The organism is Natrinema hispanicum, from assembly GCF_004217335.1.
Classification (GTDB): domain Archaea; phylum Halobacteriota; class Halobacteria; order Halobacteriales; family Natrialbaceae; genus Natrinema; species Natrinema hispanicum.
Genome location: NZ_SHMP01000011.1, coordinates 20,794 through 31,943 on the forward strand (window position 1 = coordinate 20,794; position 11,150 = coordinate 31,943).

The following is an 11,150-nucleotide window of genomic DNA, read 5'->3' on the forward strand; positions in this document are numbered from 1 at the left end:
AGTAGCATCGACAGTGGTCGTCAGGTCGCTCGACTCGTCGATAGCTTCGAAAAGATTGCGAGTGCCTTCGAAAACTTGCACCCTCAACTCGAGTTGGAGTACTGGTTGGCATATTATCATAAAAACTCATAAGTGATTTGTTTCAACATCTTTTGGCTGAATCAGCTGGTGAGGATGTGTGTACTGAACATCAAGAGTTATATTAAGTCGCTTTAATATTCTTCTCATGAATTATGTGCGTGGATTGTATGTTGTAACAATTTTTAGTGTTTTTCTTATAGGCATTGGATTAATTCTCAACCCATTTTATCTCCATCCAGATGGTGGTGGGACTAAGCGAACATATCATGTTGAACAGATTGAAAACAAGTCAATGGCGAATCAAGCGTTCGGCCTCTCGGAGAAGATCTTGGACTGTCCTGGTAACAGACCATGTGTATTAGAGGAACAGATTCTTGAAGAGGATTCTGTAGAATCTACTGTTCCCGTATATAATGATGATCCACCGTGGTACTCCGTTGTTAGGACTGCAAATGGAACCTATATTCCCAAACAAAGTGCTGAAAACAATACGACTATACTTACACTTGAGGAGGTGAGTGCGATGACGGCAGTTGAGCAGCTCGCTGTCCCTGCAGGTGAACAACCGGAAGAGACTCAGAAAGCCATCGAAACTGGATCGGTCACAGTCTACGGCGAGGTGATTGAGCTGTTCGAACGGCACGAGGTTCTCGAATATGAGGGTGACTACTATATGCACAAAAAGTACGAAGGAGTAGGTAGCCACTGGACCGCAGATGGTGGCCTCGCCATAGCCAGAGCCATCCTCTTTCTGATCGGTAGTGGATTAGTCGCCGCTTCTGGCTGGCACTTCCGGAGCCTATACGACTAACAGAGATTGGCTACCGATCGGTCACGATCTACCTTCACTGACTGTTCACTACAGCGTCAAATGGATCCGTGACCGATTCTATGCCCCGCTCGGTTAGGAGTTACTGTGGATATCAGTAGGTTCACTACGGTCTGGTCGAGTGAGAAGACTCACTTCCTCCAAGAGCGCCGTTGCTGTCTCGATTCGTTCTCTGTCTGCGTCAGTCAGCTGATCGCCCTCGAGATCATTGAGTTGACTGAGTGCACGATGCAGTCTGTATCCTGGTGTGTTGCGTGGATCCATTGGATGCGCTTCAGCCGATCGCGGCGCAGATAAACATGATATAATAGGTATAGTTGATTTTCCTGCACCCCAACATCTCTTGACTGATGTCAACTGACGGTGTTCCTTGAACTCCGCCGCCTCAACTATTTCTCACAGTAGTCGATTGGTCATGTTGGTTACCAGCCAGCCAACGCCCAACCCGTACTCCCACTTCACCGATGAGCGCTGAAATTCCGAATCCAAGGACTGCAAACACAATCGTGGCACCGATCGCGCTCGCCACAAACCATACTGGGCCGGCCAAGCGGAATGTGGTTGTAAGAAGATCGAAAACAACCCAGAATACTGGAAGTCCGCCAACAATCCCGACCCGAACCCCAACTCCACTAATTTCACCGTTCACACGCCCGATCAGATAGCCGGCAAGAATACCACCGAAAAACACCGCTCCAAGCGAGAGTTCGGATCCTGTTTGCCAGTAACTGAAGGTGGTGAATGGAAGAGAGCACAACCCACCGATGAGAGCGTACTTCCATTGGGTCATTCCGGGCTGTAGAGGAGGACCAGCTTCAGGCATAGTATTTCAATCAATGATTGGTGTTGCAAGATTATAATAACTTTCCTTACAGAATATGCTATTGTGCCACCCTTTGTCGCGTCTCTCTGCAAACAAGACACACCCTGTACTTACCGCTATTTTCACCCCTAGATCTGAATAAAGAAACAGTGCTACTATCTACTGCTAAGTGATCATGTTCCACATCTCATTCACTCTGGGCTCGACCCATAGCGCGGCGTCCCGCAGACCTGGCACTCCCAGATTGCGTGGCCGGTCCAAGTTTCGTCAGGAACTGATTCATGATCGCTGAATCGATGATCGGTTGTGCGTCCGCACTGGTGACACTCGAGGCGTTCTTTGGTCGGAATGCCACTGTCTTGATGCTCAGGTTCACGTTCTTTAGGTGCCTGCTGGAGGGCAATTGCAGGAACTAGCCACGTATCATCACCGGCGTTGTCGAGCAGCGTCGCAAGTCGCTGCTCATCGCGAATGCCGGATCCACCCTCGTCGTAGAGATAGGTTGTTGGTTCGCAGTCGCTATCCACCGCTGATTGGTCAGTCCACGCTGTTCGATCGTGGGCCGCTGCGAGAAGTTGCTCACCGCCAGTGGACGTAATCTGTGCTGCAGCAGGAAGCACGGGCCACCGATCGGTCAATTGGGCTGCAGGCTCGTCCTCGAGATCGTAGATGATCGTGCAGTCGTCGACCGTTGATTCCGTCGCACTGGAGGCAAGGAGTGTCGCGGCGGCCGCGCCTTTCGCGACGGCACCGTAGAACGTAGACGACTCGACAAGCATGTGAACGACGCCAAGCAGTGTCCACTCTGTTGCTGGTGCGTCTGTCTCAGAAGAGGAGTCCCCGAGATGGTTGGTGAGACAGAACAAGCATTTGGTCTGATCAGCAGGAATCGGTGAGCCACAGGAGCGACACTCGGTATCCGTTTCCGTTGGAGTGTCCGGATATCCAGTCGTCGCCGTCGCAATTCGCTGTCGATTCGGCTCACCCTCAGTACACTCTCTGAGTCTCTCATCTGGGATATGCGACGCTTCGCCGGTCGGACGAAGCTCCTCGAAGTCAGAATCTCGATCAGTCATTAGTGGGTAGTGGGTTGTATTTCCTCACGTCTTGATCAGGTTCCAGTCCGGTAGAGAAGATCTTGGGAATAAGTTCACTTGGACGCTATTGCTGGCGAAGTCCTGCTTCTCGAGCTTCACGGTTGCTGGCACAGTGGATACATGCTGGCAGATCACCATCAACGGCGAAAACCCGGAAATAGTTCTCTGTGACATGAGAGCCACAGCCATCACATTCTGGCATTATCCAAATCTATGTTGTTACTCCAGCAAATATCTTGTTGCAATACTTGTGTAGTTTTTCTAAATAGCATTCTATCTAAGTGGGATTGACTCTTTTCTGGGCCAGGTATTGTTGCGGTTCGAGAAGGAGTCCACAGTCCTCACAACGAGTTTCGACTGCGTTGGTGGTGACTCGGCCATTGCATTTGGGACACGGACTGGCGCTCAAGTCGGGCTGAACGTCTTCGTCGAATGTTGTCTCGTAAATCTCTCTAAAAGTCATGGTGTTCACGAGGGGCAATGAGCAACTCCGACTGCCCCTCACCTCACTCGTGGGGCAGAGAAACCGCTCTATCAGAAGACAGTAGCAGAGTTTCTTTATTCAGGGTTCTTTGTGAAACTCGCGGTCAGTACAGGACAAGGAGTGAACGGTATCAGCAACGCCTTCGTGAGTAAATGAATGCCAGTTGCGGACACATCGACTGGGATTAGCGGTTACCAACTTGGTCGCGTCCACCACCAATTCCATCACCACCACCTCTGCCACCAACACTTCTGCCACCATCTTCTATAGCATCTGCACGCGCTCTGAGTCGGGCGGCGCGTGCTTCTAAGCGTTCGGCAGTGCGGTCGAGTGCAGCGGCTTTACGCGTGTTCCCCGGAGGGCAGTCAGCGGCGGCTGCGGTGCCAGTGCCGAGGCCAGTTCCGGCGAGGGCTCCGATGCCGACGAGTTTCAGCACGCGACGGCGCGACCGGCGAGGGTCTGCTGTGGTTGATTCTGAGTTCATGGTATCACTGTTGGTTGTTTCCACCGGGACCGCCGTTTCCGTTATCGTCGCAGTCGCGGAGTGCATCTGCTTGCGCACGTTTGCGTTGTGCGAGGGCGTCGAGTCGGTCTGCCTGTTCTCGGAGTCGGTTGGCTGCGTTGGTTCGGGCCATCACCAGTAGCTACGCTACCAGCCAGCATAAACACGTATTCTGAGTAACACGAACTCCCGACATCTCCGACAATCATGTTTATTTGATTATAAGTCAGAACAGCACTAGTGAAGGAACACCACCGGTAAGTTCGCAGATGTAGTTACCGAATTGCCAGATTCAGTTTCAGGCAGATTTCTGAATAAAGAAGCCATGTTACTAACTACTAGGTGGCGGCAATGCCGTGGAACGGATTCACGCTGTGGCGAAAGCCCGGCAGCGCAGCGGCCACCGGCCGTGAGCAGCCCGGACCGTGGAGGTGGTGGGAGGTGGCGGTGACTGCGTTCACACTAGCAAAAAAGGGGCTCAGGCCCGGCTATTCCCACCACCAGCCGCGCTCGGGGAAGTGAATCGTTGTCCAGCCGGTCACGGCCAGTGAAACACGGCCTTCGTGCCAGTTCCGGGCAGCCTTGTGAATGCGCACTTGCTCACCTTCCTCGATCCACGGCGCGTCTGATGACTTCCAGATCGTCACGCGTGTCTGTCCACTGTCGTCTGCGATGAGCCCGACCTGTGCGATGCTCGGATGCGAGGGATCCCACAGGGTTTCGACACGCCCTTCGATGCTCACCTCTTTTCGAGCAACCTCCTCGAGTTTCCCAATGGGGATGACGTGTCCGGGCGCCGTCTGCAGCTCCTCGAACACGTTGACGACCGCACTCGTCAGGTCTTGACCACCGACGACGGCTTCACTCAACCGCCGGCTGATCGCTGCTCGAGACCAACCATCCAACTGCTTTGCGAGTCGCATCGACTGCTTGTTCACGGCCGCCAACTGCTCTCGAGAGAGCTCTGTCCGAGGATCCGCTTGCTCCGGGTCCGCCATTGGGTCCACGCTCGCCGCCCGTTTCTGGAACTCGAGACGTCGCGCTTTGCTCTGGTCTGCAGTGATCGTTCGCGTCCGTCTCTCACGACCCTCCTGTGTTCCCAGTTCGGCCTGGGCACTGATTCGCTCGAGTTCATCCTCTCGTGCTCGAATCCGCTCTTCCTGCTCGAGGGTCGCGCCGTGGATCCGATCGTCGCTCGTATCGACGATCCCGTCTGGGTGGTTCGCATCCACCTTTGCTTGGACCCCTTGCTCGACTGTTGCCTCGAATTCCGGCGTCTCGTCGACGACCGGGAAGCCGTCTTCATCGACCGCCTGCTCGTCCGCCTGTTTGAGTGCCTGTTCATCAACCGTAACGACCTTGCCACTCGAGTTGTTACTAGACATTGTAGTATCTCTGAAGGCGTTCACGCGCCTGCCACCGCGACCCCTACATCGCGGTTTTCCGACGACACCGACCGACTAGATCTATCTGCGCGCTCGCGCTCGCGCCTTCGCGAGCGCCCATCTGGGCGCGAGCGAGAGCGCGCCTGAATGCGGTGTCCCAACCAGCACCGCGCGGCGTCCCGCCCGAAGCGAGCGGCCAGCTTTAAGCCGTTTCTCGTGTCCGGCCCGGACCGCGGGTCCGTGTCCAGCGCGACTGTCGTCGAGAACGCGCGCCGCGGTGTGGCGCGCGACAGCGCAGGCGGCACCAAGCGCTGGAACGCGAAAGCCCGCGAGGGGCGCAACCGAAAACGCGCTTAATGCTGGCGCCGAGACCAGATTCATTTTAGCCCGGAACGGTGAGCGACGCCAGGAGCGAACCGCAGCCCGGAATGGTCGGTCGCGAGCGACGCGAAGGGCGGCACGCGGCGAGCGGGGCGGGCCGATACCCAAGCGCGAGCAACCGACGCGACAGCAGCCCGATCAGTCCACGCGGGTGGGGCTGAAAGGGGCTGGCGCGCTCGAGGAACCCCGCCGACACAAGCACCGCAACCTGTGAGGAGCGCAGCGAGGCGCGGGACTCGAGCGCGCCAGGGGCTTTCAAAGAATACTCCTGCTGTATCGTATTTTGCTCTCTGAGAACCAGAGTCGCAGTCATCCTGACACAAACTCCATCGAGCGCCGCTCCGCCAAAGTCTGCAGCAGTGGTTCGAAACGGTACACGGTCGCTGAGGATAGCCTTACAGATCGCGTCAACGAACGGTACTCGGGGTTGCCAGTTCTGCTCCTACACGTCACACGGCCGCTTGAACAGTCAGTCTTCGTGAGGTGGCTCGAGATAGGTTTCGAGTGCATCGACGACGGTTTGGACGAACGATTCCTCGAGGCGACCTTGCCGTCGAACGATAGCGGCGTGTTTCGGTGACGCAACCACCCACGGCGAGGCGTAACTCTGGCGGGGCATCCCGCCCTCGATCCAGTCGGCGTCATTGAGTGGAATACCCTCATCGTGCGGTGTCGTGGTTAGCGTGACCGTCATGTACTCCTCGTCACCGAACGGATGGCTGTCGTTGTTCAGAATTAGCCACGGCCGCGGGTTCTCTCCCGATTTGAACGGGTCCGGACCCTAGACGACGTCGCCGCGCTGGTAGCTCATTCAGTATCCTCGTCGTCGACGGCGTGCTCCAGCCACTCGTCCATATCCTCCTCTCCGAAGCGGTCGTTCGCGGTCCGCGTGCTCTCGACCATATTCGCGTAGGCAGCGACGTCGTCGGCCTCTCCAAGCGCCCAGTAGTTGCCTTTGTGGCGCACGAGTCCGCGATCCTCGAGACGCGAGAGGACGACGCTGATACTCCCTGCTTTCACGCCAGTCGCGTCGCGAATTTCGCTCTGGGTGAACGCCTGATCAGGGTTGGCAGCGAGGAACTGCATTACGCGATCGGCGTTCGTCTCTCCGTTGTGCTGGAGTCGGTCCTCGGGCGAGGATTCGAACGTCTCGATGTCGATGGGCATATGTATTTCTTTGTCTGCGAATGTATTAGCTATATCGACGTATTTTCTAGATGAGGCAGTCGGAAGACGACTATCACGGAGTCAACTACTGATCGATCAGATGCTCCTCAAGATCACGTGTCCAGTAGGTAGCTGGCCCACCGGGACTACATCGCGCACACAACTGTAGCGAGCCCTCGAGATTGCCGAGTTCGACGCGGAATCGCGTGAGGGCTGCAAGCGCATCGACGACGAGCCCACAGCCGTCGCAGGCGTGGTGATCGCGCTTATCCGGATCTGGCCGTATCTGGATGGCACAGTCGACGCAGATCAGGCGACTGACTCGCTCGTCTTTCCCCCAAGTGTATGCAGTGCCAGTTTCCGTTCCGGGTGGCGCCTCACAGAACGAACACCCGGCGAGTGTCTGCTGTGTCACGACTCCTCCCCCGTGACGTCATCTCGAGCAGCCGTCCAGCCTTGATGGAAGACGGCAAGCTGGGTGCTCGAGTCAAAGGTGGTCCTGCTTGGCTCATGGACGAACACCCGCTTGCCAGGGACCGGCGTCACCACACCGTTATCGATGAGTTCAGTAACGAGCTGTCGGGCAGTTGTCTCGCCGAGATCTGCGGTCACGACGCGAGTTGCATCCTGATCATGAGCAACGAGTCTGGCCTCGAACCGGCTGTAATCGTCTGCAGTGTCGTCAATCGGGTTTGGATCAGTCATTGGAAACCACATGAGGCACACTGTTGAGCGCGCCTCATGCCTCACGGCGCCGATAAACTCGCTGCTGGAAGTACAATCAAGTCGAAGACATTGCGTGATGTGTATGGAGTCAGTGATCAATATTCAACAGCGGGCTCGAGTACCGACGGCTGGAGATTACCTCTTACTGGTCCGTCGACCTGTTCGCAGTTGCCACGTTGGCTTCACCTGGAACGTATCTGGTTCCTCAACAGGATGGGGATGACTCTGATTCGTCGCCAATGACGCGGGCCGTGCGAGGCGGTTGATCAGTTCATCACGCACGTCCTGCCGAGACATCGTCTGTTCGTGCCAGCCGAGCCGTTCGTCGTAATGACGCTTCCTAAAGAGCTGGCCGGTCGTCTCGGCGGCGATGTACTGAGTTCGTTTGACTCCCCAGACGTTCGACGATCGATACTCGGCACCGACATCTGCATGTGTGAGTTCAACGAGAACACACTCGACGAACGAAATGAGTGACTCTCGACTCCGATCGTTCGGAACCCGTAACTCGAGGCCGGACCAGGGTGGATCGATTGGCTGTCGGTGGGTTGGTGCTCGATCAATACCACGGTCTCGTGGGTGCTGTCGCTCAGAAGTCATTCGCTATCTCGGGGCAGTTCGATCGCCCCGCACCCATCTCGGGGTGATAAACCGACTCTGGAGGAGCCCTCTCTGGGAGTGTCCGGCGACTCTAGTTAGGGATCTGCGTGGGCTTCTGTCCTGTCTCCGTCGTCCGGCTGTGTGAGAAGGCTCACTTCTTCCAGAAGGTCTCTCGCGGTCTCGATTCGCTCTTGATCCGCGTCGTCCAACCGGTCGGCGTCGAGCCGGTTGAGATTACTGAGTATACGATGCATCCGGTACCCTTGTTTGAACTCTTGCTCCATCGGAAGCGCCTCACCGCTCGCCGGCGCGGAAAGACTCCCCATCGAGACTGGCGTCGGGCTTGCAGGAGATCACGGTCTTAACCAACGAACCTCGACGGTACTCGCAGGCTGTTGGTTAATCGACGCCCAGCACTGGCGCTACTCGAGACTGGGGGCGTGGCGTGCTGAGCTACACACTTGGTCCTCCCAGATCGGTTGTTCCGTCCATGTCTCATCAGGAACCGACTCGTGAGTGTTGAATCAGTGGTCGGTCGTGTGCCCACAGCTCTGATAATCGAGTTGCTGTGTCGTTGGTACCGAGGACCGCTGGCTATCCGACTCAGCCTCGCCAGCGGTTTCGGTCAGCGCCATCGCTGGAACCAGCCATACCGTGTCGTCGGCGTCGTCGAAGATCGCTCTCGGACGTTGGGAGGAGAACCAAGAGGATCGTCGCCTGATCAAACACGCATTGGTACTCTACTCGGATGTCGAAGCTGCTCGCGAACAGATGATCGACGTGGCTGACCGCGCCATACGCTAATCCGTCCGCTACGGCGGGTTTGATGCGCTATTCAGATGGCCCATGTCGGCGTCCTCGTACGCTGCTCGCCACATCGCATGGACTGCACGAGTCACGAGTGATACCTCAGTCACGTCGATACAAGACGGTTCGGCTGCCGTCGTGGCTGTATCGGACGGGGGATGAAAGTGGATCTCGGGTGAGTGTGTATTCGGGTGCCGATCGAATCGCCAGTTGACGTCGTCGCTATCGACGTAATGGAACGAATACATCCCCAGTTCGCTCCACTGGATATCGAGCCGAGCGCTGTCGGCGTCGCCGAGCCCATCGCTGAGACTGATCTGTAGTTCCGTGGGGGCGACGACGTCATCATACGACGTTGCGTCGACTAACGGTTCAAGCTCGAGCCAGAGGTCACGAATCCGCTGAAGCGCCGGGAGATAGATCGGCCCGAACTCACCGGCTCGGTCGTCCTCACTCATACCGCGAGCTGATGGCTGGCCTCGTCGTAGGCGAGTGCTGCTTGGGCGACGGCGAGATTCTGCCGTGTCGTTCGCCATGCCGTGAGGTCGTCCCAGCCTTCCGTCTCGCCGGCGTCAAGCTGCTGGGCGAGTTCCTCTGGTGACACCACGTCGTAGCGGTCCTCGTAGCGCCGGATCTCGGCTTTCATGTCCTTGATGCTGTCGAGCAACTCTGGCCGATTGACTTCCTCACGCAGCTCACGGATCCGGGACATCAAAATCCGGTCGCTGTTTCGCTTGTACAGCGTTGTTTGGCCATCCTGTTTCGTCTCGGCGAACCCAGTGTTCACGAGCGTCTTGCAGTGTCGACGTGCCGTCGGCTCGCTCACGAGCGCTCGGTCGGCGATCTCGGCGGCCGACTGGCCGTCGTGGGTCTGTTCGACGATCTCGTACACTCGCTCGAACGGCGTGGTATCGTCTTTCCAGTCCGTCTTGACCTGTTCGTTGACGTCATCCCACGTCTCGGTCATACTGGGCGCTACGCGGTCGAAGAACAAATAGTTTCCTGAGAAAATTATCTAATGTCGATGCTTGTAGGCGAGCGTTGTCAGGCTACCTGTTCCTCTAACGTCTCGTGGTGCGTCCCGACCGTGGTTGGCGTACCATTCCCGGACTCGGCAACGTCACTCTACGTCAGCCATCGCCCCTCCTCGCGACCGGCCTTGTGAACCACCTCGGGGTCACGCCCCGAGGCACTCGACCTGCTTTTTCTGTAGAGGCAAGCCGCTGCGAACCCAGCCGGATGGACGCCCGTCGTCACGCCGCGCGCTTCAGCCTGCTCCGCGAGGGTTCGGGCCCGCTGACGGATCTCGTCCAGACACTCGAGGTCCGAGGCGGGGCGCGGCACGAACATACTAGGGGAGACGGGCTCGGCAGGGAGCCCCAGCTCTTCGTTCAGCGTTTTGTACGCGTTCATGACTCGAGACTCCGCGACGCGGGCCATCTCGCTGACCTCGCCAAGCAATCGCGAGAGGCCGTTGCACCGACAGGTCTCATAGACGCTGGCCACAGCGATGGCCTCGATGGATCTGCCTCGAAGCAGGTCCTCGTTCTGGTCACTCCAGAAGAGCTGACACGCCTGGTCGCGCACTGAGTCGGAGTACTCGAGAGCACTCGCCAGTCGGCGCACCTCTCCCAGCCGGGGTGCGAGATTCCGTTCCGCTTTCGACCGCCAACGGCCACGGGTCTGCAGGATAGTGCCGTAGACGCGTGTTCGACGTCGTCGGTGACGATGTACTGTGTCCGCTTCACTCCTGTGCTCGTCGAGACGAACTCGGCTCCGACGTCTTCGTGGGTCAGCTTGACGAGCGCGCACTCGACGAGTGAGACGATGGCAGTCGGACTTCTGTTGTGGGGGATCGTCAGCTCGAGATCTGCCCACGGCTCGTCGCTTAGTTGCTCAGTTTGCTCATCAGAGAGTCGTGATCGCTGTTGCTCGTGTTCTGAAGACATGGTTGTTGAGTGGGCGCTTACGACAGCCCCCTCGCTCCTCTTGGGGGCGACAAACTCCACCGCGAATCGCATCACTATCTAATGAGTGCTTTCTGACATACCGGCGATAGACGCTCGTCGTTTGATGGCCTCTCGGCCCGAGAGAGCCAGCGGCGTTTGCACCGTTGTACCCTAGCCTTCCTTTGGATGATTCTGAAGGTGCAGAGCGATCTAAAACAAATGCAAATCCAGTAATAGGGCCGTCGGGCTGTTTTCAGGCCATAATAAGGTCCTCGACGAAACGCAAGATACGGTAATATGGCATAATTGTGCTTGACGA

General features: G+C 57.0%; 15 protein-coding genes and 5 pseudogenes. 2 read left to right on the top strand and 18 right to left on the bottom strand.

Annotation, left to right across the window (positions count from 1 at the left end; all coding sequences use genetic code 11):
* Window positions 1-226: 226 nt before the first annotated feature.
* Window positions 227-892 carry a hypothetical protein gene (locus tag BDK88_RS20615; protein WP_130502001.1) on the top strand — a complete coding sequence of 222 codons (666 nt, stop codon included), beginning with the start codon at window positions 227-229 and terminating at the stop codon, window positions 890-892.
* Between the two features lie 93 nt (window positions 893-985).
* On the opposite strand, the gene BDK88_RS22025 is transcribed toward BDK88_RS20615, so the two are convergent.
* From BDK88_RS22025 to BDK88_RS22030, 14 genes and pseudogenes are all read right to left on the bottom strand, one after another.
* Complete coding sequence (locus BDK88_RS22025; protein WP_130502002.1) at window positions 986-1,174, bottom strand: hypothetical protein; 189 nt, start codon at window positions 1,172-1,174, stop codon at window positions 986-988.
* Window positions 1,175-1,295: 121 nt separating this feature from the next.
* Window positions 1,296-1,733 (bottom strand): DUF5518 domain-containing protein, encoded by a 438-nt coding sequence (locus BDK88_RS20625; protein ID WP_130502003.1) that lies wholly within the window; start codon window positions 1,731-1,733, stop codon window positions 1,296-1,298.
* Between the two features lie 191 nt (window positions 1,734-1,924).
* Window positions 1,925-2,809, bottom strand: coding sequence for a biosurfactant protein 1 (locus tag BDK88_RS20630; protein ID WP_130502004.1), 885 nt, complete (start codon window positions 2,807-2,809; stop codon window positions 1,925-1,927).
* Between the two features lie 85 nt (window positions 2,810-2,894).
* Window positions 2,895-3,032, bottom strand: a complete 138-nt coding sequence (locus BDK88_RS22580; protein WP_015310288.1) for a DUF7563 family protein — start codon at window positions 3,030-3,032, stop codon at window positions 2,895-2,897.
* Window positions 3,033-3,802: 770 nt separating this feature from the next.
* On the bottom strand, window positions 3,803-3,949 hold the full coding sequence (locus tag BDK88_RS21445) for a hypothetical protein (protein WP_165397023.1): 147 nt from the start codon (window positions 3,947-3,949) through the stop codon (window positions 3,803-3,805).
* Window positions 3,950-4,304: 355 nt separating this feature from the next.
* Complete coding sequence (locus BDK88_RS20640) at window positions 4,305-5,201, bottom strand: replication factor A (RefSeq protein WP_130502005.1); 897 nt, start codon at window positions 5,199-5,201, stop codon at window positions 4,305-4,307.
* 382 nt (window positions 5,202-5,583) lie between these two features.
* Complete coding sequence (locus BDK88_RS21450; protein ID WP_165397024.1) at window positions 5,584-5,895, bottom strand: hypothetical protein; 312 nt, start codon at window positions 5,893-5,895, stop codon at window positions 5,584-5,586.
* A gap of 156 nt (window positions 5,896-6,051) precedes the next feature.
* Window positions 6,052-6,393, bottom strand: a pseudogene (locus tag BDK88_RS20650) (type II toxin-antitoxin system PemK/MazF family toxin).
* Window positions 6,390-6,749 (bottom strand): MarR family transcriptional regulator, encoded by a 360-nt coding sequence (locus BDK88_RS20655; RefSeq protein ID WP_130502006.1) that lies wholly within the window; start codon window positions 6,747-6,749, stop codon window positions 6,390-6,392. Before BDK88_RS20655 ends, BDK88_RS20650 begins: the two are co-directional and overlap by 4 nt.
* Window positions 6,750-6,834: 85 nt before the next feature.
* Window positions 6,835-7,164: a DUF7558 family protein gene (locus BDK88_RS20660; protein ID WP_130502007.1), complete on the bottom strand. Its 330-nt coding sequence runs from the start codon at window positions 7,162-7,164 to the stop codon at window positions 6,835-6,837.
* A complete protein-coding gene (locus BDK88_RS20665; protein ID WP_130502008.1) occupies window positions 7,161-7,454 on the bottom strand; it encodes a hypothetical protein in 294 nt (97 codons plus the stop codon). The genes BDK88_RS20660 and BDK88_RS20665 overlap by 4 nt, the downstream gene beginning before the upstream one ends.
* 156 nt (window positions 7,455-7,610) lie before the next feature.
* The gene (locus tag BDK88_RS20670; RefSeq protein ID WP_130502009.1) at window positions 7,611-8,075 is read right to left on the bottom strand and encodes a hypothetical protein; all 465 of its coding nucleotides are present in this window, start codon (window positions 8,073-8,075) and stop codon (window positions 7,611-7,613) included.
* Between the two features lie 95 nt (window positions 8,076-8,170).
* On the bottom strand, window positions 8,171-8,359 hold the full coding sequence (locus BDK88_RS20675) for a hypothetical protein (RefSeq protein ID WP_130502049.1): 189 nt from the start codon (window positions 8,357-8,359) through the stop codon (window positions 8,171-8,173).
* A gap of 138 nt (window positions 8,360-8,497) precedes the next feature.
* Window positions 8,498-8,755: pseudogene (locus BDK88_RS22030) on the bottom strand (hypothetical protein); the annotation flags it as partial.
* Window positions 8,756-8,765: 10 nt separating this feature from the next.
* Between BDK88_RS22030 and BDK88_RS22585 the strand changes: the two are divergent.
* A pseudogene (locus BDK88_RS22585) lies at window positions 8,766-8,879 on the top strand (DUF7342 family protein); the annotation flags it as partial.
* 8 nt (window positions 8,880-8,887) lie between these two features.
* Here the strand turns inward: BDK88_RS22585 and BDK88_RS20685 are convergent.
* From BDK88_RS20685 to BDK88_RS22460, 4 genes and pseudogenes are all read right to left on the bottom strand, one after another.
* Entirely contained in the window at window positions 8,888-9,340 is a 453-nt protein-coding gene (locus BDK88_RS20685) for a hypothetical protein (protein ID WP_130502010.1), read from the bottom strand.
* Window positions 9,337-9,849 (bottom strand): winged helix-turn-helix domain-containing protein, encoded by a 513-nt coding sequence (locus tag BDK88_RS20690; protein ID WP_130502011.1) that lies wholly within the window; start codon window positions 9,847-9,849, stop codon window positions 9,337-9,339. The genes BDK88_RS20685 and BDK88_RS20690 overlap by 4 nt, the downstream gene beginning before the upstream one ends.
* Window positions 9,850-9,926: 77 nt before the next feature.
* Window positions 9,927-10,604: pseudogene (locus tag BDK88_RS20695) on the bottom strand (transcription initiation factor IIB); the annotation flags it as partial.
* Window positions 10,595-10,831: pseudogene (locus BDK88_RS22460) on the bottom strand (hypothetical protein); the annotation flags it as partial. The pseudogenes BDK88_RS22460 and BDK88_RS20695, both read right to left, overlap by 10 nt.
* Window positions 10,832-11,150: the final 319 nt, after the last annotated feature.

Excerpts from the sequence above, each read along its gene's own strand:
- BDK88_RS20670 (WP_130502009.1), bottom strand. The coding sequence starts at position 8,075 with ATGACTTCTGAGCGACAGCACCCACGAGACCGTGGTATTGATCGAGCA.
- BDK88_RS20665 (WP_130502008.1), bottom strand. The coding sequence starts at position 7,454 with ATGACTGATCCAAACCCGATTGACGACACTGCAGACGATTACAGCCGG.
- BDK88_RS20630 (WP_130502004.1), bottom strand. The coding sequence starts at position 2,809 with ATGACTGATCGAGATTCTGACTTCGAGGAGCTTCGTCCGACCGGCGAA.
- BDK88_RS21450 (WP_165397024.1), bottom strand. The coding sequence starts at position 5,895 with ATGACTGCGACTCTGGTTCTCAGAGAGCAAAATACGATACAGCAGGAG.
- BDK88_RS20615 (WP_130502001.1), top strand. The coding sequence starts at position 227 with ATGAATTATGTGCGTGGATTGTATGTTGTAACAATTTTTAGTGTTTTT.
- BDK88_RS20625 (WP_130502003.1), bottom strand. The coding sequence starts at position 1,733 with ATGCCTGAAGCTGGTCCTCCTCTACAGCCCGGAATGACCCAATGGAAG.
- BDK88_RS22580 (WP_015310288.1), bottom strand. The coding sequence starts at position 3,032 with ATGCCAGAATGTGATGGCTGTGGCTCTCATGTCACAGAGAACTATTTC.
- BDK88_RS20655 (WP_130502006.1), bottom strand. The coding sequence starts at position 6,749 with ATGCCCATCGACATCGAGACGTTCGAATCCTCGCCCGAGGACCGACTC.
- BDK88_RS20690 (WP_130502011.1), bottom strand. The coding sequence starts at position 9,849 with ATGACCGAGACGTGGGATGACGTCAACGAACAGGTCAAGACGGACTGG.
- BDK88_RS20685 (WP_130502010.1), bottom strand. The coding sequence starts at position 9,340 with ATGAGTGAGGACGACCGAGCCGGTGAGTTCGGGCCGATCTATCTCCCG.
- BDK88_RS20640 (WP_130502005.1), bottom strand. The coding sequence starts at position 5,201 with ATGTCTAGTAACAACTCGAGTGGCAAGGTCGTTACGGTTGATGAACAG.
- BDK88_RS20675 (WP_130502049.1), bottom strand. The coding sequence starts at position 8,359 with ATGGAGCAAGAGTTCAAACAAGGGTACCGGATGCATCGTATACTCAGT.
- BDK88_RS22025 (WP_130502002.1), bottom strand. The coding sequence starts at position 1,174 with ATGGATCCACGCAACACACCAGGATACAGACTGCATCGTGCACTCAGT.
- BDK88_RS21445 (WP_165397023.1), bottom strand. The coding sequence starts at position 3,949 with ATGGCCCGAACCAACGCAGCCAACCGACTCCGAGAACAGGCAGACCGA.